Origin of the sequence: Pedobacter frigiditerrae (assembly GCF_032678705.1) — a bacterium.
Classification (GTDB): Bacteria; Bacteroidota; Bacteroidia; order Sphingobacteriales; family Sphingobacteriaceae; genus Pedobacter; species Pedobacter frigiditerrae_A.
Genome location: NZ_JAVTSS010000001.1, coordinates 536,583 through 559,373 on the forward strand (window position 1 = coordinate 536,583; position 22,791 = coordinate 559,373).

The 22,791-nt window shown below is 34.4% G+C and carries 12 protein-coding genes and 1 tRNA gene; 12 read left to right on the plus strand and 1 reads right to left on the minus strand.

Annotated features, from left to right (window positions below; translation table 11 throughout):
* Positions 1–104 precede the first annotated feature (104 nt).
* Positions 105–1,475, minus strand: a complete 1,371-nt coding sequence (locus R2Q59_RS02365; RefSeq protein WP_316765408.1) for a sigma-54 dependent transcriptional regulator — start codon at positions 1,473–1,475, stop codon at positions 105–107.
* A gap of 243 nt (positions 1,476–1,718) precedes the next feature.
* On the opposite strand from R2Q59_RS02365, the gene R2Q59_RS02370 reads away from it, so the two are divergent.
* The 12 genes from R2Q59_RS02370 to tig all read left to right on the plus strand — a co-directional run bounded on the left by R2Q59_RS02370 (position 1,719) and on the right by tig (position 22,727).
* Positions 1,719–2,963: an efflux RND transporter periplasmic adaptor subunit gene (locus tag R2Q59_RS02370; RefSeq protein ID WP_316765409.1), complete on the plus strand. Its 1,245-nt coding sequence runs from the start codon at positions 1,719–1,721 to the stop codon at positions 2,961–2,963.
* 138 nt (positions 2,964–3,101) lie between these two features.
* On the plus strand, positions 3,102–3,800 hold the full coding sequence (locus R2Q59_RS02375) for an ABC transporter ATP-binding protein (RefSeq protein ID WP_131552954.1): 699 nt from the start codon (positions 3,102–3,104) through the stop codon (positions 3,798–3,800).
* A 75-nt stretch (positions 3,801–3,875) separates the two neighbouring features.
* On the plus strand, positions 3,876–6,254 hold the full coding sequence (locus R2Q59_RS02380; RefSeq protein WP_316783373.1) for an ABC transporter permease: 2,379 nt from the start codon (positions 3,876–3,878) through the stop codon (positions 6,252–6,254).
* A gap of 82 nt (positions 6,255–6,336) precedes the next feature.
* The gene (locus R2Q59_RS02385; RefSeq protein ID WP_316783375.1) at positions 6,337–8,706 is read left to right on the plus strand and encodes an ABC transporter permease; all 2,370 of its coding nucleotides are present in this window, start codon (positions 6,337–6,339) and stop codon (positions 8,704–8,706) included.
* An 87-nt stretch (positions 8,707–8,793) separates the two neighbouring features.
* Complete coding sequence (locus tag R2Q59_RS02390) at positions 8,794–11,169, plus strand: ABC transporter permease (protein WP_316783376.1); 2,376 nt, start codon at positions 8,794–8,796, stop codon at positions 11,167–11,169.
* Positions 11,170–11,449: 280 nt separating this feature from the next.
* Positions 11,450–13,843 carry an ABC transporter permease gene (locus R2Q59_RS02395; protein WP_316783378.1) on the plus strand — a complete coding sequence of 798 codons (2,394 nt, stop codon included), beginning with the start codon at positions 11,450–11,452 and terminating at the stop codon, positions 13,841–13,843.
* A gap of 80 nt (positions 13,844–13,923) precedes the next feature.
* Complete coding sequence (locus R2Q59_RS02400) at positions 13,924–14,607, plus strand: ABC transporter ATP-binding protein (protein ID WP_316765415.1); 684 nt, start codon at positions 13,924–13,926, stop codon at positions 14,605–14,607.
* A 75-nt stretch (positions 14,608–14,682) separates the two neighbouring features.
* Complete coding sequence (locus R2Q59_RS02405; RefSeq protein ID WP_316783380.1) at positions 14,683–17,091, plus strand: ABC transporter permease; 2,409 nt, start codon at positions 14,683–14,685, stop codon at positions 17,089–17,091.
* Positions 17,092–17,142: 51 nt separating this feature from the next.
* Positions 17,143–19,563: an ABC transporter permease gene (locus tag R2Q59_RS02410; RefSeq protein WP_316783382.1), complete on the plus strand. Its 2,421-nt coding sequence runs from the start codon at positions 17,143–17,145 to the stop codon at positions 19,561–19,563.
* Between the two features lie 60 nt (positions 19,564–19,623).
* Positions 19,624–20,427 (plus strand): helical backbone metal receptor, encoded by an 804-nt coding sequence (locus tag R2Q59_RS02415; protein WP_316765420.1) that lies wholly within the window; start codon positions 19,624–19,626, stop codon positions 20,425–20,427.
* Between the two features lie 733 nt (positions 20,428–21,160).
* Positions 21,161–21,242: transfer RNA gene (locus R2Q59_RS02420), tRNA-Leu, on the plus strand.
* 138 nt (positions 21,243–21,380) lie between these two features.
* Positions 21,381–22,727, plus strand: a complete 1,347-nt coding sequence (tig, locus tag R2Q59_RS02425; protein WP_316783384.1) for a trigger factor — start codon at positions 21,381–21,383, stop codon at positions 22,725–22,727.
* The last annotated feature ends 64 nt before the right edge of the window (positions 22,728–22,791 follow it).

Below are 22,791 nucleotides of genomic sequence, written 5' to 3' on the forward strand. Positions count from 1 at the left end.
GGTAAAAGATTAAGCTGAAAGACTATAGCTGAAAGTCCAAAGCCAATTTTGTTTTAAAGCGCTTTGTTGCTCCCTCTCCTTTGGGGAGGGCTGGGGTGGGGCTTTTAAAGACCAAACTTCTCAATTCTTCTATAAAGTGCTGCTCTTGTTAAGCCTAATTCGGCTGCGGCTCTAGAAATATTTCCCTTGTGTTTCTCTATGGCTTTATTAACCATCATTTTTTCCATTTCATCTAAAGGCATATCGGTTTGTAAAACTGCTTGGTTGCCAAATTTTTGTGGTGACAACTGTAAATCATTTTCGCTGATTTCTAAACCATCTGTCATAATTACAGCTCTTTCTAAAACGTGCTGTAATTCTCTGATATTTCCAGGCCAACTGTAATTTAAGAGTGTTTGCTCTGCCTTTGTATTGATGTTTTTTATGTTTTTATGGTACTTGTTGCTAAAACTTTGCAAAAAGTGATAAGCTAAAAGTATAATGTCATTTCCTCTTTGTCGGAGTGGTGGAAGGATTAATTCAACTGTATTAATTCTGAAAAGTAAATCTTGTCTAAAAGTTCCTTTAGCTACCATTTCATTTAATGGCATATTGGTAGCGCTAATTAAACGAACATCAATTTTTCTTTCCTTACTTTCCCCTAAGCGAGTAACGGTTCTGTTCTGCAAAACGCTCAATAATTTTGCTTGTAGTGGAAGGGAAAGATTCCCAATTTCATCAAGGAATATAGTGCCGCCATCAGCCATTTCAAACCGACCAGGTTTGTCTTCTCTAGCATCAGTAAACGCACCTTTTGCATAACCAAAAAGCTCACTTTCAAATAGATTTTCGTTTAGAGAGCCCAAATCTACATGCATAAAAATTTGTTTCCTTCTTAAGGAATTTTTATGTAATTCGTAAGCAAAAACCTGTTTTCCTGTTCCGTTTTCACCTAAAATTAAAACATTGGCATCAGTAGGGGCAACTTTTATTAATGTTTTTTGAAGATGTTGTACACTATCATCATCACCAACAATATGCTCTAGTTTACGAGCCATATCACCTTGTATTGAGGTGTTTATTTTCTCTAATTTTTTTACCTTTTTATTCGATTGTCGGAGTTTTGCACCTGCGGAAAGTGTAGCAAATAACTTTTCATTTTCCCAAGGTTTAAGAATGAAATCTGTAGCTCCTTTTTTTATGGCCTGAACGGCTAATTCTACGTTTCCAAAGGCAGTCATTAAAATCACTACATAGTCTTTATCTATAGAAAGGATATGCTCTAACCAATATAATCCCTCGCGACCATCACTTGCACCTTTTTGATAATTCATGTCCAGTAAAATGATATCAACTTCATTTTTACTTAATAGCACATTAATCTCCCTTGGAGATTTACAAGTCAACACTTGATTAAAATGTTGTTTTAAGAAAAGACGAGCGCTTAATAGAATATCGTCATCGTCATCAATTACAAGAATGTTTGCGTCTATCATTTTCTTTTGTGTTTGTCATTCAGAGCATCGCGAAGAATCTCTTGATGTAGATTTGCAATGAGATTCCTCGTGCCTCGGAATGACAAAAGTACTAGGACTGTTCGATGATGTACAGCTAGTGTTCGATATCGAACATATATTTTTGAATATAAAATTTAATCAATTGATTTACAGTAGTTTAAAATTTTATTTTCTATTGGCATAAACTTGGCAAATGGCATAGCATTAACAGAATAAACCCAAATGGACAAAGTAATACAGAAAAAGAGATTTAATAAAAAAACGATATTAATTATTGTCGGTGCTGCAATTTTTATCGCATTAGTTGCTTATGGTTACAGTTTATCATTAAATAAAACTTATAAAGCAGAGGCTGATAAAATTACAGTTAGTAAAGTTCAATATGGTGATTTTGAAGATGTAGTTTTACTAAATGCAAGTGTAGTGCCACTAACATCTGTAATTGTAAGTTCGTCTGAAGGTGGTACCGTTGCACAAATTTTTACAGAAAATGGAGCATCGGTTGTTGCTGGAACTCCACTTTTAAGAATTGCTAATCCGAATGCGTTATCGAGCTATACAGCAAGCGAAACAAGTATAACAGAACAAATTAACCAATTAAGGAAATTGAGATTAGACTTGGAACAAAATCAAAGGGTAATGAGCCAAGATATGATGGATATTGAAAACAGTTTAAGGACTGCTACCCGCAAATATAAAATTGATAGCACTTTGTTTTCTAAAAAGGTAATTACACAACAAGAATTTAATGTTTCTAGTCAGGATTATGAATATTACCAAGGTAGAAAAGCATTACTGAAACAAGCAGTTCGTCAAGAAAACCAAAGCCGTGTAATGCAATTACAACAGATTGAGCTTTCTATTTCTAGAATGAACGAAAGTTTGCAAACCATTAGACAGAACATTGAGAACATGACGATTAAAGCACCTGTTTCTGGTCGTTTATCATCTTATGACCCAGTGATTGGAAAATCTTACAGTGCTAATGAAATGTTGGGTAAAATTGATGTGATGCAAGGTTACAAATTGCAAGCAGGAGTTGATGAATACTATATCAACCGTGTTAAAGAAGGGCAAACTGCGCAATGTGAATTTAATGGAAAAACTTATTCATTAAGAGTAAGCAAAGTTATTCCAGAAGTTACAGCTGGGCAATTTCAAGTAGAAATGGTTTTTGAAGGAAAATCTCCTGACGAGTTGAGAAGAGGCTTGTCTTTACAAGTGAAATTGACATTGTCTGATAATAGCAAATCGCTTTTATTGGCACAAGGACAGTTTTTCCAAAGCACAGGTGGAAGTTGGGTTTTTGTTGTGAATAATGGGAAAGCAACTAAAAGAAGCGTAAAAATTGGTCGCAAAAACTACTTGTACTATGAAGTATTGGAAGGTTTGCAGAAAGACGAAGAAGTTATTACATCGTCTTACGACCAGTTTAACCAGTATGATATAATAGAGATAAATAAATAAGAAAATTTAGGTTGGTTAAGCTCCTAGTCAGGTGCGTTGACTGGAGCACCAACCTTTAAGATATGAGTATTGAGATGTGAGATTTGAGAATCAAAGAACATTTCAACTTTACAACATTAAAACCTTACAACAATTATTATGATTAAAATTGAAAATCTGGAAAAAGTTTACAAAACTGAAGAAATTGAAACGACTGCCTTAAACGGAATTAATCTTCATGTAAAAGAAGGAGAGTTTGTTTCCATTATGGGGCCTTCTGGTTGCGGAAAATCAACTTTGTTAAACGTAATGGGACTTTTAGACAAACCTGAAAGTGGTAGTTATAAATTCATTGAAACAGAACTATTAACCTTGAACGATAGAGAACGTTCAAATTTCAGGAAAAGAAATATGGGTTTTGTGTTTCAAAATTTCAATTTAATTGATGAATTAACAGTTTTTGAAAACATTGAATTGCCATTAATTTACAATAAAGTTCCTGCTGGCGAGCGTAAAAAACTGGTGAATGAAATTATCGGTAGAATGAATATTGTCAATCGTTCAGGTCACTTTCCTCAACAACTTTCTGGAGGTCAGCAGCAACGTGTTGCCGTTGCAAGAGCTTTGGTTACCAAACCAAAATTGGTTTTAGCCGATGAGCCTACTGGAAATTTAGATAGTACACACGGTAATGAAGTAATGGAATTGCTTTGTGAGCTAAATGAAACGGGAACTACTATCGTAATGGTAACTCACTCAAGCCATGATGCAAGTTTCAGTAACAGAATCATTAACCTTAAAGATGGTCATGTTATCTCTGAAAAGATTAATAAAGGTAGAACGGAAGAACTAATCTAGTTGATAGCTAATGGTTAATAGTCCATAGCTATTGACCATGAACTATTGACCATTAACCTATTTTGATACTCACAAATGTTTAAACTCAACTTAAAAATCGCTTTGCGCAACTTGTGGAAGAATAAAACTTCTTCTTTCATTAATGTAATTGGTTTGGCTATTGGTCTTGCTGCTTGCTTAATGTTGCTGTTATATGTTACCTACGAGTGGAATTTTGATAAGCAAGGTAAAAATGCCGAGAATTTATATACGGTAATGACCAATATACCTGGCGATAACGGCAAAATTTCAAACACTTTTGAAGGCTCTACAACGGCGCTTGGGCCATTGTTAAAGGAAGAAATTCCAGAAATTAAACATTTAGCAAGAATGAACTACCTCAAAAAGGCATTGATTGCAGTTGGGGAGAATAGCTTTAAAAAACTCGGAAAATTTGCTGAACCAGAAATACTGAAATTGTTTGATTACCAATATATAGTTGGTAATGCAGCAACTGCAATGCAAAATCCTAAGTCGATAATTCTTACAGAAAGCACTGCCAAGGTATTATTTGGCTCTACACAAGTGTTAAATAGGGTTGTTAAATATCAAGATACAGAAGATTTGACTGTTTCTGCAGTAATTAAAGACTTGCCTGATAACACTTCTGCGACCCTAAAATTTGATTATCTAATGCCCTGGGCTTTTTATGAAATGGTTGATGGTAGTGCAAAGGATTTGAATTGGGGAAATTTTAGTTTTGTTACTATAGTGTTATTAGACCCAAATGCAGATATAACTAAGGTCAATCAAAAAATAGATAAAGTAGTAAAAGCACATTTAGAGCAAGCAAATCAGCCTTATATCCTTTACCCACTCAGCAAGCTTCATTTATATGGGAAGTTTCAAAATGGTGTAAATATTGGCGGTGATATTGAGCAAATCTATCTATTTGTAGCATTGGCATTTGGTATTTTGATGATTGCATGTATCAATTTTATGAATATGGCTACTGCAAAATCAGAGAAAAGGGCAAAAGAAGTAGGGATAAAAAAGACAATTGGTGCCAATAGGGGGTCATTGATTATGCAGTTTTTAACTGAATCAATGGTGTTAACTTTTATTGCTGTAATTGTTGCAATTGCTCTGCTAGAGATTTTCTTGCCAACCTTTAATAATCTCTTAAACATTAAATTAAGCATAGGATATTTTAGCGCATCAAGCTGGATGTGGATTTTAGGAATAGTATTCTTAACTGGTTTAATTGCTGGAAGTTACCCTGCTTTTTACCTGTCGGCATTTAATCCTATCCAAACTTTAAAAAAGAGGATGAAATCTGGTGGAATTTTAGCCATCAACTTAAGACAAGTGCTTGTTGTGGGGCAGTTTTGTTTTGCAATTGTATTGATTATTTCGACGATGGTGATTTACCGTCAAATACAATTTATAAAAAATAGGCCAATGGGAGTTGACGTTAATGCACTTGTAGAAGTTCCGCAAGATGGCGAGTTAAAAACAAAGTTCGAAGTTGTTAAATCTCAACTGCTTAAATCTGGAGCTGTAACGGCTGTTTCTCAATCTTCCGTAGGTTTATCTCATCGCGGACAAAATTTTATGGATGTGAAGTGGGAGGGAATGACCAAGCCTGTAAATACACAACTGTTTAATCAAGTAGCAACTACTTACGATTTCATTAAAACAAACGGAATTAAATTAAAAGAAGGAAGAGATTTTTCTAAGAATTTTGCTTCAGATTCTGCTGGCGTATTAATTAGTGTTGCAGCGCTAAAAGTATTCGGTTATGCAAATCCCATTGGTAAAACTGTTACCATATTTGATGATAAATATACTATTGTTGGTGTTTTTGACGATTATGTATGGGATTCGCCTTATCAATCAAATAACCCTGTGATTGTATTTTTTGACCCAAATAGAACGGGAACAATTACCATGCGCTTAAATGAGGCAAACTCAATAGCGCAAAACATTGCTACAATTACCGAAATCACAAAACAAGTAAATCCTGCATATCCAACCGATATTAAGTTCTTAAACTCAATTTATTTAGAGAAATATAATTCAGAAAAAACGCTAGGTATTTTATCGAATCTTTTCGGTGGACTGGCAATTTTTGTGTCTTGCCTTGGCTTATATGGTTTGGTTGCTTACAGTGCAGAGCAAAGAACTAAAGAATTTGGCGTACGAAAAGTGTTAGGAGCTTCATTATTTAACCTTATGCAGTTGTTGTCGCTTTCTTTTGTGAAAATGATTATAGTTTCTATCATCATCGCTGTTCCATTAAGTTATTATTTGATGGATAAATGGCTAACAAAATTTGAATTCCATACCGAAATAACATGGTGGATTATACCAATTGCAGGATTAGGAACTTTAATGATGGCTTTGATAACGGTCAGTTTTCAAGCCTATAAATCGGCAAAGGCTAATCCTGTGGATGCATTGAAATACGAATAATTCAAGCTGAAAGCTTAAAGACCAAAGACTAAAGCTTTGTGCAATGTCTTCATACTTGATACTCACTACTCAATACTAACAAATGTTTAAATTAAACTTAAAAATCGCATTGCGAAACCTTTGGAAAAACAAAGGCTTCTCGCTTATAAATATTGGTGGCTTAGCTATTGGATTAGCTAGTTGTATGGTATTGCTTATCTATGTTGCTTACGAGTGGGGCTATGATAAACAATTTGCTAATAGTGATAAAACCTATGTGGTTTACCAAAATGTTGTTGCAAATGGAAAAACTTTTAGCTGGGCTTGGACACCTAATGTAATGGCTGCCGAAGTACAAGAAAAAATTCCTGGTGTAAAATATGCATCACATTCTACTTATCCGAGGCCAAATCTAATTACTGTTGGTGATAAAAGAATAAGCAGTAAAGTTGTCTTTACAGATCCAAACTTTCTCAAAATACTAGATTATAAATTTATTAAAGGTAATCCAGCTCAAGTTTTAAAAGACGTAAATACAATTATCCTTACCAAATCTTTTGCACAAAAATTATTTGGTAACGAAGACCCTATTAATAAAACAGTAAAACTTGAAAATCAAGATGTTTTAAAAGTTGAAGCAGTTATTGAGGATGCTCCAGCTAATAGCAGCATAAATTTTGAATGTATCATGCCTTGGGCATTGTTTGTAAAACGAGAATATTGGGTTAAAGAGAGTAATTGGGGTAATAATATGTGTTTAACTCTTGTTCAGTTAAAGGATAATAAGTTCTTTGAAGCTGCAAATTCTTCAATGAATGGGATTTACAAACGCAATCAAAAGGATAATCTAGCAGTTGCTTTATTACACCCGCTAACCAAATGGCATTTATACGCTGATTTTGAAAATGGTAAATCTATAGGGGGAAAGATTGACCAGCTTAAAATATTCCTACTGCTAGCTTTTTGTATATTGTTAATCGCTTGCGTAAACTTTATGAATCTATCAACCGCACGTTCTGATGGCAGAGCAAAAGAAGTTGGTGTACGCAAGGCTATCGGTTCTAGTCGTAAATCATTAATCAGTCAATTTTTGCTAGAATCTGTTCTTTTAACTTTTATTTCTACGGCTTTAGCATTTATTCTAGTCGAAGTTAGCCTGCCATATTTTAACAATTTATTAAGTATTAAGTTGATAATTGATTACAAAAATATTGGTTTTTGGGTGGCACTTTTATCTTTGATGACTTTTACTGGTTTTATTGCAGGAAGTTATCCAGCATTATATTTGTCTTCTTTTGAGCCGATTAAAGTGTTAAAAGGTTTTAAAATTAAAACAGATTCATCCGTTTCGGTAAGGAAAGTATTAGTAGTAGGTCAATTTGTTTTCGCTGCGTGTTTAATTGTTTGTACGGCAGTAATTTATCAACAACTTAATTACGTTAAAAATAAGCCAATTGGCTATGATCAATCAAACCTGGTTCAAATATCAGTAGAAGGTAAACTACATGAAGGTAGTAAACGTGATTTGCTTAAAGAACAACTTTTAAAATCTGGCGCTGTAACCAATGTTTCTTCCTTTAGTTCAGATGTTACCGAAGGTGGAAATAATACAACTAATATTGAGTGGGAAGGAAAAAATCCAAATGAAGTTATCTCATTTAACCATAGAGCAATAAATTATGATTTTATAGAAACCATTGGTACTAAGCTAATCAGCGGTAGGGAATTTTCTCCAAAATTTAAAAATGATACAAACAACGTGATGCTTAATGAGGCAGCCGTGAAAATGATGGGATTAAAAAAACCGTTGGGCGCTGTGATTACCTTCTGGGGTACTAAGCTTACCAATATTGGGGTAGTAAAAGATTTTGTGGTAGAAAATGCCTATCAAAAAGTAGCGCCAATGATTTTTTATTTAGATACCGATAATAATGCTACAGTTATCCTAGCACGTTTAAATCCTAATCAAAATATCAGTTCATCATTAGAGAAAATAGACGAATTGGTTAAGGAAATAGAATCTAATTACCCTGTCAATAGAAAATTTGTAAACGAATCTTTTGAAGTGAAGTTTCAGGATGAAAAGTTATTAGGGACACTTTCTAATTGGTTCGGTGGTTTTGCCATCTTTATTTCTTGCCTAGGTTTATTAGGCTTAGCCTTATTTATGGCAGAGCAACGTAAAAAGGAAATCAGTATTCGTAAAGTTTTGGGAGCCAGTACTGGAAACATACTTACGTTGCTAAATAAAGATTTTATAAAATTGGTCGCTATAGCAAATGTAATTGCTTTTCCATTGGCTTATGTTGTCATTAATAAATGGCTTTCTACTTTTGATTATCGTGTGTCCATTTCATTTCTACCTTTTGCATTGGCTATCGTTATCTCAGTTTTAATAGCTGTGCTAACCGTAAGCATACAATCAATAAAAGTTGCAAAGGCAAACCCTATAGATGCCTTGAAATACGAATAGAGTTTGAAGGTAGAGGGTAAAAAGGCGCAAGGTTAAAGCGCCAATGACCTTCCACCTTGCACCTCATAACCTTCAACCCTTAATAAAATGTTTAAACTCAACTTAAAAATCGCATTGCGAAATCTTTGGAAAAACAAAGGGATAACTGCTATTAATGTCGGTGGGTTGGCTGTTGCATTGGCAGCATTTATATTAGTTACGCTATATGCCAATTACGAAACAAGTTTTGATAAGAAAAATCCGAATTATGATCAGATTTATTTAGTTGGAATAAGTTATCCAGAATTTAAAACCAATTACGTAGCTGCTCCACTTGCAAAAGTTATCAAACAAAATTTTCCTGAAGTTGAGGCTGTTGGTCTTATAAAAGAAAGTTCTTTTGAGTTGACAATTAAAAATGGAAAAAATACTCTTTTCACTAGAAAAATTCTAGCTGTTGATTATAGTGCTGCAAAAATACTCAACATACAACCAAACGGTGGTTTAGTAAAACCGAATGGCGATGTAGAGCGACTTACTTATTTAAGTAATGAAAGCATAAAAACACTTTTTCCAAGTAAAAAAGATGATAAACCTGAAATGGTTGGGTTTGGAGCTAGTAATTCGGGAATAACTGGAACAATAGCTGGTTCGATAAAATCCAATTTGCACTCTAACTTTGTTTTCGATGGTGTTTCCATAGCCAATGAACTAGGTAATGGAGATAATTATGACATGAACGATTATACCATTTGTTTACAGCTGAAACCTAGAACTGATGTAGTGAGTTTGGAGCAAAGTATTGCTAACCTATACAAAGCTGAATTACTAAAAAGTAAAAAAATTGATGAGGTTAAAGGCATTTCGGCATTTTTAGATCCATTATCTAATTTGCATTTAAGACCAAAAGCAGGTAACGATACGCCCTATAAAATACTAATTGCACTTTCAGTATTAGGGGTGTTAATCTTGGTAATAGCCTGTATTAATTTTACTAATCTAAGTATTGCACAAGCTACTAAACGTGCTAAAGAAGTAGGTGTTAAAAAGGTAATGGGCGCTTTCCGTTTGCAATTAACCACACAGTTTCTGGTAGAGATTTTTATACAAAGTTTTGCAGCTATTATTTTGGCTTTAATTTTAGCAGAATTAGTCTTGCCGAGTTTCAATAACCTATTTCAAGTCCAATTGGCTATTTGGGATTTGGAAAACAAATTGTTCTGGCAGTTGCCACTTATTTTATGCATAATTACACTGATTGCTGGCATTTATCCTGCGGTTGTTTTATCAGGCTTTAAACCGGCATTGGTTTTAAAAGGAAATTTTTCTACAAGTAAACAGAGTTATTGGCTGCGTAATGGATTACTAGTTTTTCAATTTAGTATGGCTGTAGTCTTTATCATTAGCTTAGTTACTATAAATTCGCAATTAAAGTATATGCAAAGCCAAGATCTAGGTTTTAAGGCAAGTCAAGTAGTTTATATTAAAAATCTAACACTTTTCAATATCCCTGCGAAAATGGGATCAGTAAATTTTGAACCACTTAGAGAGAAAATGTTGAAAATTCCAGGTATTCAATTAGCAACCGTGGCAACCTATATACCAGGGGGCACAAATGGGATAAATAGTTATTCGGCAAATGGCATAAAGACCAATATTGATTTTGTAAATGTCGAATTTGATTACTTCGAGACTCTTAATGTCAAATTAAAGGAAGGTCGCTTCTTTTCTAATAAATTTAAAGCCGATACGGTAAATTCTGCTGTAATTAATGAAACTGCAGCAGCAAAATATGGACTGAAAAATCCTATTGGGCAAACCATTACAGGCAGTGGCGTTCCATATAAAATAGTTGGTGTAATTAAGGATTTTAAATCGCAAGGTTTTGAAAATGAAGTTCAACCCACCATTTACACCATCAATGATCCTCATGGAGATTATAAAACACAAATTATGGTTAAAATTGAGCAAAACCGGATGGCAGAGGCTCTGGCTGCATTAAAATCTCAATGGCCAAAAATTAATCCTCAAGACGGAGAAGATTTTAGATATGAGTTTTTAGATGAACTTTATGGCAAACTTTTCAAAAAACAAGAGCAATTACAATCGGTATTTTTTGCAGCAGCGATACTTACCATTTTAATCGCAATGTTGGGCCTATTTGCCTTTGCAAAATACATCACGTCTATTAGAATAAAAGAAATCGCAGTGCGAAAAATTTTGGGCGCAAACGATTTACAAATCTTTAAGTTAATTAACATTTCATTTTTTGTAATGGTGATGATTGCCAATCTAATCAGTTGGCCACTAGCTTACATTTTAACCCAAAAATGGCTAGAAACTTTTGCCTATAGAATCGAAATGCCTGTTTTACCTTTTGTGTTTAGCGCAATCATCACCATATCATTAACCATTATAACAGTAAGTATACAAGCTAGAAATGCTGTAAAAGCAAATCCAGTAGATGCATTGAAATACGAATAAAGGTAAAAGGTATAAGGTAAAAGGTATAAGGTAAAAAGGGTTAGGGTTAAAGCGCCAAGAACCTTCCGTCTTCTACCTCAAAACCCTCAACCTTAAACACCGTTCACAAGCGTACAGCTATTGTTCGAAAATGAACATTTTTTATAGGATAAAATTATTAAATACTTGATTGATAGTTGTTTGTTTAGTTTTAATTCCTTGGTATAAAATTGGCATAACTCTCATTGAATAATTTTTAAATTATGTCTCAAAATCTAATATTACAATATTCATATCTAACATGTTTAAACTAAATCTAAAAATCGCATTGCGTAACCTTTGGAAATACAAAGGATATACTGCCATAAATGTTTTCGGTCTATCCATAGGCTTGGCCAGCTGCATTCTCATCTTCATTTTTGTGAGATACGAAACAAGCTTTGATAAAGGCTATAACGATGGCGATAGAATTTATCGCATAGTTTCTTCATGGAAATATCAAGATGGAAACGAGTTTTTCTCTCAAGGCGTGCCTCTACCTTTACCAGCCGCGGTTAGGAGTGATTTTTCGCAATTTGAAAAAGTTGCAGCCATTGTGCAAAGTGGTGGTATTATTAAAGTAAAACCATTGGCAGGCAAAGCCGAAGTAAAAAAATCAGAACAAGTATTTTATGCAGAGCCATCATTTTTCGAAATATTCGATTATAATTGGTTAGCGGGTAATCCAAACCAATCTTTAGCAGCGCCAAATACTGTAGTGCTATCAGAAAAAGCAGCAAATACTTATTTCGGCGATTGGCGCAAGGCAATGGGCAATACTTTAAATTTCGATAATAAAAAAGATTTTAAGGTAACCGGTATAATAAAAGACAATCCTCAAAATAGCAGTTTCCCATTAGAAATTGTTTTTAGTCACGCCAGCTTTAGTACAAAGAATAGTAAAGAATGGGGCTCTGTTTCTAGCAGTTGGGAGTGCTATGTTTTATTAAAAAAGGGTGTTTTGCTTAGCGATTTAGATAAACCATTACAACAATTTTTAAATAAATACGAGAATGATAAAGATGCTCCAGGTAAAATTAGTCACATTTTTCAGCCATTAAAAGCTGTACATCATAATGATGATTATGGGAATTTTGCCAATAAGTATATGCCTTACAAACAACTTATTGGTTTGTTAATTATTGGTTTGTTCTTGCTTTTAACGGCTTGCATCAATTTTATTAATTTGGCAACTGCACAAGCCATTAGCAGAAGCAAAGAAGTTGGTGTCCGTAAAGTAATGGGAAGCAGACGCAAACAATTGATTACGCAATTTTTAAGTGAAACAGCATTGATAACACTTATAGCTTTGTTGTTAGCATGTGTTATATCAGAATTAACTTTGCCAAAAATGGAAAACCTGTTTGGTGGTGATGTTACTTTTAGTCTTTTTGGTCACCCGATTATTTTTGTGTTTTTATTAGGCTTATTGGTAGTGGTCAGTTTTTTGGCAGGATTATATCCAGCCTTAATCATGTCGGGTTTTAGCCCAGCCTTAGCCATAAAAAATAAGGTTGCAGCAAACGCTGGAGGAGTCGGTTTGCGTAAAACTTTAGTGGTTGTGCAATTTGCAATTACAGCAATCTTAATTATTGGAACTTTAGTAGTGATTAAGCAAATGAGTTTCATTCGCAATAAATCACTTGGCTTTGATACACAGGCCATATCATTGCTAAGCTTACCTCAAGATAGCTTAAGTCAACAAAAGTTTGATGGATTTAAAGAAAGATTAGCCAGTATTAAAGGCGTAAAAAGTATTAGTTTTTGCTCCGCAGCTCCATCTTCTGATAATAATAACGAAACTAGTTTTACCTATAATAGTTCTAAAAGTGCAGATTTTCAAGCTAATGTTAAAACTGCAGATGAGTCTTATTTTAAAACTTTTGGGTTGCAATTCATAGCTGGGAGACCAATATCAAAAAGTGATACCATTAAGGAGTTTGTGGTGAACGAAACACTTGTAAAGAAATTAAATATCAAAAACCCTCAGGAAGTTATTGGTAAGATCATGAAACTTTGGGGCGGTACTGGCCCCATCGTAGGGGTGGTTAAAGACTTTAACAATTATTCCCTTCACGAAAAAATAGCGCCTATTGCCATATTCTCTAGAAAAACTAGATATTCAAGTGTGGCTATAAAATTAGAAGCAACAGATATGGGTAATACAATGAAACAAGTTGAAAGCACTTTCAACACCGTTTTTCCAGACTATGTTTACGAAAATAATTTCTTCGATGAAAACTTAAAAGGCTTTTATGAAACTGAGCAAATTACGGGAACGCTTTTCAAGGTTTTTGCCACTGTGGTAATTTTTATCTCGTTTATTGGCCTATTTGGGTTGATTTCCTTTGTAGCAACCCAACGTACCAAAGAAATTGCTATTCGCAAGGTTTTAGGTGCATCAAACATAGAATTAATCAAAATGCTAAACAGTTCGTTTTTATGGATGGTTTTAATAGCAAACATGGTGGCTTGGCCTGTAGCTTATATTTTCGTTAAAAACTGGTTGGCAGGATTCGAATATCGAATTGATTTAAGCATTTGGCCTTTTGTTTTTGCAATGCTAATCTCAATGTCGATAACAATTATAACAGTTACATTAAGAAGTTATAGAGCGGCAAAAGCCAATACAATTGATGCGTTGAAATACGAATAATTAAGCTGAAAGCTTAAAGACCAAAGACTAAAGCGTTTGCAATGTCTTGATACTTGATACTAATTACTTGATACTACAAAATGATTGAACTTAAAAACATAGAAAAATACTACGCTAACAAAGGAGTAAAGAGCTACATCCTTCGTCACGTAACAACAAGTATTAAACAAGGAGAATTTGTTTCCATTATGGGGCCTTCTGGTGCCGGAAAATCAACTTTGTTAAATATTTTAGGAATGCTAGAGGAACCCACTTATGGCGAATATCATTTTATGGGCGAAGATGTAACTGCAATGAAAGAGCGCCAAAGAATCGAATTGTATCGTAACCACATTGGTTTTGTTTTTCAAGCATACCATTTAATTGATGAGATGACAGTTGCCGAAAATATTGAAGCTCCGTTACTGTACAAAAAAATCCCTTCATCAGAACGTAAAAGTCGCATTGCGGATATTTTGGATCGATTTAATATGGTTGCTAAAAAAGATTTATTTCCAAATCAATTATCGGGTGGTCAACAGCAACTAGTTGGTATTGCTAGAGCTCTGGTTGCACAACCATCAATTATTTTGGCTGATGAACCGACTGGAAACTTACAATCTGCACAAGCAGAGCAGATAATGGATTTGTTTAAAAAGTTAAATCAGGAGGAAGGAATCACTATTCTTCAGGTTACACACTCGGAGAAAAATGCGCAATATGGAAACAGAATTTTAACTATAGAAGATGGGGTGATAAAGGAAGACGTTTCAGTTAACGGTTAACAGTTTTCAGTTCTCAAACTTTGTCTCATATCTCATATCTCATCCCGATAGCTATCGGGACTCAAATCTAAACGGATGTTAAAACTCAACCTTAAAATTGCATTCAGAAATATCTGGAAATATAAGGCAACAAATACCATTAAATTGTTTGGTCTTGTTGTTGGATTAAGCACTGTAATTGTTTTGATTTCTTATGTGATGTATGAGCTTTCCTACGATAGAGAAAATCCGAATGCCGACCGTGTGTATAGAATCCACTTGATAGATAAAGCTGAAAATACAGAACGGTCAAGCAGTCCGCTAGGTTTTGCGCAAGTGTTGATGGAAAATATTCCCGAAATTGAGCATGCCTCAAGATTACAGGCAAATCCATTAGAGATTAACGTGGGAAGAAATGAATTTCCTGTTGAACTTAATATGGCCAATCTATCTTATTTTGACATATTCGGAATAAAAATAGTGCAAGGAAATAAAAGTGCATTGTCGCTACCGAATACAATAGCGATATCTGAAAAATTGGCTAAAATATTTTTTCCAAATAAAAGTGCAATTGGCCAGTTCGTAACTGTCAAACACCCTGTTCCACAGCAAATTGTGGCTGTAATGCAAGATTTACCAGAAGCTTCACATTTTAAGGGTAATGTATTTGCGAATATCAAAGAAGAAGAACCCTTTAAATGGTATGGATATAGGTTGTCATCAGAATATATTCTGTTAAAAAAAGGTGCTTCAATTGAAACAGTCGAACAAAAATTAAGGTCACTTAGCAAGCAATACCAGGTTCCTGAACACTATCGTGTTAAATTTATGCCAGTAACTAAAATTCACCTTTATTCGCATACTGATACTGAGATAGAGACAAACAGTGATGTAAAATATATCTATATTTTTTGCACAATGGCGTTTTTTATTCTTTTTATAGCACTCATTAATTTCATCAACCTAACTGTATCAGCATCTTTAAAGAGAGGAAAGGAAATTGGCATTAAGAAAGTGATGGGAGCATCGGTAAAACAACTTCGTGTTCAATTCTTGAGCGAAAGTTACATCTATTTTGTTGTTGCTACTTTTCTTGCCATGGTTATTAGCTACGATTTAGTGCCTATGTTTAGTGATAAGTTGGGGATAGCTATTGATTTAAAGACTGTTTTTAATATCAAATCAATGCTTGCTGTATCTGCCCTAATTATCTTGTCAGGTTTTTTAGCAGGATTTTATCCAGCAATTATTCTGTCTCGATTAATGCCTGTTAAAACCTTAAAGGGAAATGTTAACACATCAACTAGTTCTTTTAGTTTAAAAAAATCGCTCATTGTGATTCAGTTTGCAGTATCTGCATTTTTAATTGTATGCACGCTGGTTATTTATAGTCAACTTAATTTTATTAGCAATAAAAAATTGGGCTTCGATAAGGATCATGTCTTGATGGCCGAATCGAAAAAAGGTTTTTGGCAAGGCTATGATGATAAATACGAAAGCTTTAAGAATGATTTGTTAAGGTATAAAGGTATTGAATCTATATCACTTTCTACTTTTAATCTGGGCGAAAGCTATCGTGAAGTATCTGAGTGGACAGATAAAAAGGACTCTACAAAGACCGTTCAAACTGCTATGATTTTCAGCGATTTTGACTTCATCAAAACACTAAATCTTGAACTGGTAAAGGGAAGAATATTTTCCAATCAATATGGCGTAGATAGAGCTAAATATTCATCTTCGCCAGAAAAAGGGCAGTCGAAAGAAGCGCTTGAAAAAAGTCAATTGTCTCGGCCAATCATACTGAACCAAACCGCAGAAACGGAACTTAAGCTTGCTGGCCAGCTTAATAAAACTTTAAATCTGCCAGGTTTAAAAGGAACTATAATTGGGGTGGTAAAAGATTTTAATGGCATGTCGCTACATTCGAAAGTTACGCCAATGGCATTGTATGTAGAACCTAATAGTAATGCTGGGCATACTTATATTAAAATTGACCCACTGGAAATAAAAAGTGTAAAAAGAGCAATTGAAACTGTATGGAGAAAGTATTTTACAATACCAGCTCCCGAATTCTCATTTTTGGATGACCATTTAGAAAAGCTCTATCTAGAAGAGATGCGTTTAGGCAGTGTGTTTATATCCTTTGCCGGTATTGCAATTATATTATGCTGTATTGGTTTGTTTGGAATGGTTTATTTTGATTTAGAGCAACGAACAAAGGAAATAGCTGTTCGTAAAATATTAGGTGCTTCTGCTAAGGATTTACTGGCTTTGTTAAATAGCGGTTTCGTTAAAATGATTATTATCGCCAACATCATTGTTTGGCCTTTTGCATATTATCTAATTAAAGAATGGTTAAATGGGTTTTATTACCGAATTGAGTTGAGTTATCAACCTTTTTTAGTAGGCCTATTAATTTGCTTAACCCTTACCATTTTAACAGTTTCGATACAGGCAATTAAGACCTTGAAAAAATCACCAGTTGATGCACTTAAATACGAATAGCCATATAAACTAAAGCTCACATCTCATATCTCACCTCTAAAATCTAAACGGATGTTCAAACTCAACCTAAAAATCGCCCTTCGAAATTTATTTAAGAACAAAGTTTATGCTGCCATTAATATTGGCGGATTAGCAATCGGTCTTACGGCTTTTGTGCTTTTATTGTTATTTGTAAATCACCAATCAAGTTACGATAAATGGAGCCCTGAACTGAAAAACGTTTATCAAGTTAGAGAATTTCACGATTTTTTCACGCCAGATAACAAGCCTTATTGGCAACAACGAAGTGAATCAAGAATTGCAACGGTTCTAAAGGAAAAGATACCACAGTTTAAATATGTAACTAAGGCTAGCGAGGGTTGGGGAGATGGTTATTCTGTAAAAATTGATAAAAATAGTCCCGTAATTGTTAAAGATATAGTTGATGCTGATTCACTTTTCTTTAAAGTGTTTCCGTATGAGTTTATTGGGGGCAATGAATTAACTGCTATTAATGCACCAAATACTATCGTTTTAAAACAGAGTGTAGCTTTTCGATTATTTGGAACCGATAAAGTAATAGGTAGGCAGCTGAAGTTAGTAAGATGGAGAAGCGATGAGGGCAATTTAATGACTGTAACAGGTGTGGTTAAAGACCCCTCAACTTCTGAAAGCCTAGCGTTTAATGCCGTTACCCATACAGGAGACAGAGATGCAGACCCAGACCAAATTAGCAATTCAAATTATACGGGAATTTATGTTCGGGCTGAGAAATCTCTAGATACAAATGTCCTAAACAAAAGCCTTCTAAACGTTTATGTGGATTATAAAAAGGCACTGCTGAAAGCTAGAGGAACAACTTATGAAGAGTTTTATAAAGAAAAAAACAGAAAAGCAGGGCTGAAAGTATTACCAATTAGTGAAGTATATTCAACGCCTTCATTTTCAGAAAACTGGTTAGATAAAATTAAGCCAATTATTGCATTATCTATTTTCTTGCTAATTATTTCAGTTATCAACTTTGTAAATTTAGCTACAGCTCAATCTGTTCAACGGGCAAAAGAAGTAGGGGTAAAAAAGGTATTAGGCGCATATAAAAAACAATTGTTGCTGCAATTTTTAATTGAGTCGGCTATCCAAACGCTTACATCTCTTTTTATCACAATAATACTGGTCGAATTATTTTTACCGGCTTTTAGCAATCATTTTGATGTGCAGCTTAGCTTTTGGCATAGCAATCAACTGTTTTCGATTATTGCTCAATTGCTAGGCTTATTTGTACTTATAACTTTACTGGCAGGTTTTTACCCAGCTATGGTTTTAGCAAAATATAATCCTGTTAAGGTATTAAAAGGAAATTACGAAAGTGGTTTTAGCGGCATTGCACTAAGAAATGGTTTAGTGGTTTTGCAATTTATCATAGCAGTAACCTTTATCATTGGCATTGGTGTCATGTATAAACAGAATGATTACATGGCTAGTAAAGATTTGGGTTTTGATCGAGATAAATTGATAAACATTTCTACTAATTATGATGAAGGAGATGCGTTTGTAGAGAGTATCAAACGGATGCCATCAGTAAAATATGTGGCAACAACAACCCAAGTTATGGGAAATACTTTCAATACCTCAAGAGAACTCACCTTTAACAATCAGAAATTTGAAGTTAATGCAGTAACAGTTACCATGGACGCATTGCCAGCATTGGGTGTAAAAGTGATAAGTGGAAGAATTTTTGGAAAAGAATATGCACAAGACACCATTAACTCAGTTGTGTTGAATCAAACAGCAGCAAATTTATTGGGTAAAAATTTGGTAGGCAAAACATTTACGAGCGGTCCAAAAAACGATGTTTTTCAAGTTGTTGGGGTTATTAAAGATTATAACAACGAAAGCTTTGAAAAGGCAGTTTTACCTACCATCTATAAAGTAACTCATTTAGGAGGTTCATCAAATACCAATAACTTGTTAGTTCGTTTTGATAATAATCATTATCAAACAGCAATTAAAACAATAGAGGCAGAGTGGAAAAAGGTATATCCCGATTTTCCAATGATTTACACTTCTGTGGAAGATGCTTTTCAAAAAGAACTAAAACCCTCAATTAGATTAATGCAGATTGTTGTGCTTTTTAGCATCATTTCAGTTGTACTTTCATTGCTAGGCTTGTTTGCGCTATCTACCTTTATGGCGAAACGCAGAACAAAAGAAATTGCAATCCGTAAAATATTGGGGGCGTCAGATTTCCAAATCATTAATATGCTAAATAGATCATTTATGATTTTGGTGATTAGTGCAAACTTAATTAGTTGGCCAATCGCCTTTATATTAACTAAAAAATGGTTGGAAGGATTTGCATACAGAATTGATATGCCTTTTTGGCCATTTGCCATTGCAACCTTAACTTCTGTAATTATTGCTGTATTTACGGTTAGTTTACAGGCGAGAAAAGCTGCGGTTAATAATCCGGTAGATGCATTAAAATACGAGTAAAGGTAAAAGGCTGAAGGTAGAAGAGATTAAACCCTCAACCTTAAACCTTATCTTTGGACTATGCAAAAAACCGTCAAAGATCAGCTTGGCAATGAGGTCATGTTTAATTATCCACCTAAAAGGATTGTTTCTATTGTGCCTTCTCAAACCGAGTTGCTTTTCGATTTAGGTTTGGATGAAGAGGTTGTTGGCGTAACTAAATTTTGCATTCATCCAATAGAAAAGTTTGCGGCTAAAACCAAAGTAGGCGGAACGAAAAAGCTTTTAATCGAAAAAATTAGAGATTTAAAACCCGATTTAATTATTGGTAATAAAGAAGAGAATACGAAAGAAGAAGTCGAGTTATTAATGCAAGAATTTCCAGTTTGGATGAGCGATATCTATAATTTGGAAGATGCAACAAAAACTATTTCACAAATAGGAGAGATAGTAAATCGTGAGCCCGAAGCAGCTTATTTAAATCATTTAATCAATGCAGGTTTTACAGATTTACAGACTTTAGCAGTCGAGAAAAACATTAACAAATCTGTAGCTTATCTAATTTGGAAAGACCCGTATATGTCTGCTGGGCGAAATACTTTTATAGACGATATTTTAAGAAAAATCGGTTTACAAAATGTTATTCAAAAGAATCGATATCCTGAGCTAAATCTTTCCCAACTCCAAACTCTCAACCCCCAACTCATTTTCCTTTCTTCAGAACCTTATCCTTTTAAGCAAAAACACATTGATGAAATTCAATCAGTCTTGTCTAATGCAAAAGTAATGCTGGTAGATGGCGAGATGTTTTCTTGGTATGGAAGTAGGTTGGTTAAAGCTGTAAACTATCTTTTTCATTTGCAGGAAGAGTTGAAGGTTCATTAGTTTCCCGAAGAGTCGGGATTTCGCTTCGCTTAACATTCCCATGCGCATTAGCTAGGAAATAGCTCATTAATCATTGCCGTCTGCTTTAGCTGACGGAGATAATTTTCATACATTAGAAAAAGAATGTCAGTAGTTCTTCAGTAGCTTCAGTCCTTCTTTTCATTCCAAGTCCCGAGAAAAATCGGGAGCTTTCCATTTCAATAAGGTTTATTTTACAAAATTGGTGGTTCTTGGCAGTTGGCAGTCCTACATAGTTGCATAAGCCGTGAAATCGTCCTCGTTTGTAACGAGGATGTTTGAGGTGAGGGATTTTATCGCTTAATATTGTGTGAGCATTAAAAATGCTCTATTCAAGTGTCCGCGTTGCAAACGCGGACAATGGTATTGTTTATGGTTCTTGGCAGTTTGCAGCCCTACATAGTTGCACAAGCCAATGTTAACTAAACGGGATTGGAGCGGAAATCCTTTTTAAAAAACCTCATAGGTTTCTAAAACCTATGAGGTTTAAAAGATTGTAGCAAAAAGCCCGACTGCCTCAAATAAAATTACCGCAACTGCTTTTCTAATTCCTTAATCCCTCAATATTAATAAGATAGAAATTTGATGTTCGGTTACTTCAAAACATTCCAACTTTTCAACATTCCAACCTTACAATAATTACTAAAAATAAATCATCATAATTTTGTTTATTGATGCAAAACGCTATCTTTGCAATCCAAAATAAATCCTAACTGCGGATGTGGCGTAATTGGTAGCCGCACCAGACTTAGGATCTGGCGCTTCACGGCGTGGGGGTTCGAGTCCCTTCATCCGCACAATACCTGAAGCCGTTTCGTTAAATCGAGACGGCTTCAATTTTATAAAGACATTGATAAAAAATTAAATATAAATCGATGTGTTATTTGAGTTCGGCAATTTGTCTCAAATCTCATATCTCAATACTCATATCTAAAATGAATATTACACAAGAAAAAATTGACGATTTAAATGCAATAGTTAAAATTACTATCGCTCCTTCTGATTACACACCAAGAGTAGAAAAAGCCCTTAAAGAGCAAGCTAAAAAAGCAAATCTTCCAGGTTTCCGTAAAGGAATGGTGCCAGTTGCCCATATGAAAAGAATGTATGGCAAAAGCATTTTGGTAGAAGAAATTAATAACATGTTAAGTGAAAACCTTTCTAAACACTTAACAGATAATAAAGTTGAAGTTCTTGGTCAGCCGTTACCAGTAATGGATGATACAAAAGAATTTAAATGGGATAACACAGACGAATTTGAATTTAAATATGAATTAGGTTTAGCACCAAAGGTGGATGTTGAAATTACTTCGAAAGATAAATTCACAGCATATAATGTTAAAGCTGATAACGAAACTTTAGAATCTCGTATCAAAAACATCCGCAAAAGCTATGGCAAAATGACAAACCCTGAAGTTTCGGCAGAAGGTGATGTGCTTTATGCTGATTTGGCACAACTTTCTCCAGATGGAGCAATTTTTGAAGGTGGTATTGCAAGCACAGGTTCTATCCGTTTAGATTTAGTAACTGATAAAAAGATTTTAAAATCTTTAGTAGGTTTAAAGAAAGACGATGTAGTTGAGCTAGACATTCAAAAAGCTTTTGATAACAATGAAACTGTAATTGCGAAATTGTTAAACATTGGCGAAGAGGATGCAAAAGATTTGAAGTCTAAATTTCAGGTAACGGTTAAAAATGTAAATCGTTTAGAGGAGTCAGATTTAAATCAAGAGTTCTTTGATAAAATATTTGGTGCAGGTTTAGTAACTGACGAGGCTGGTTTTAGAGCTAAAATTACTGAGGAGATTGAAAGTATGTTTAAGCAAGATGCAGATCGCAAATTGCAAAATGATATTTATACCCAGTTAACTGAGCAAACTAAAATGCAATTACCTGAAGAATTTTTGCGCAAGTGGTTAAAAGCTACTAACGAAAAATTAACTGACGAAGAGTTGGAGCAAGGTTTTGCTGATTTCGCAAAGAACCTTAAATGGACTTTGATTGAAAACAAAATCATCACTGAAAACGAAATTAAAATTGAGTATAAAGATGTTTTCGAAACTGCTAAACAACGTTTAGATGCACAGTTTAGAATGTACAGTCCGCAACCAATGCCAGAAGACCAGTTAGCACAATACACAGCTACCTTCTTGCAAGAAAAAGAAAATGCTAATCGTATTTTCGATGAGGTGAAGGCTTTAAAAGTATTCGAACACATTCAATCGGTAGCGACTTTAGACAAAAAAGACATCGACTATAACAAGTTTATAGCGTTGAAGTAAAACGATAAGCGTCGGGCGATAAGAGTTGGGCGTTTTGGAGAAATAGATAAAGAGTCCCTATTTG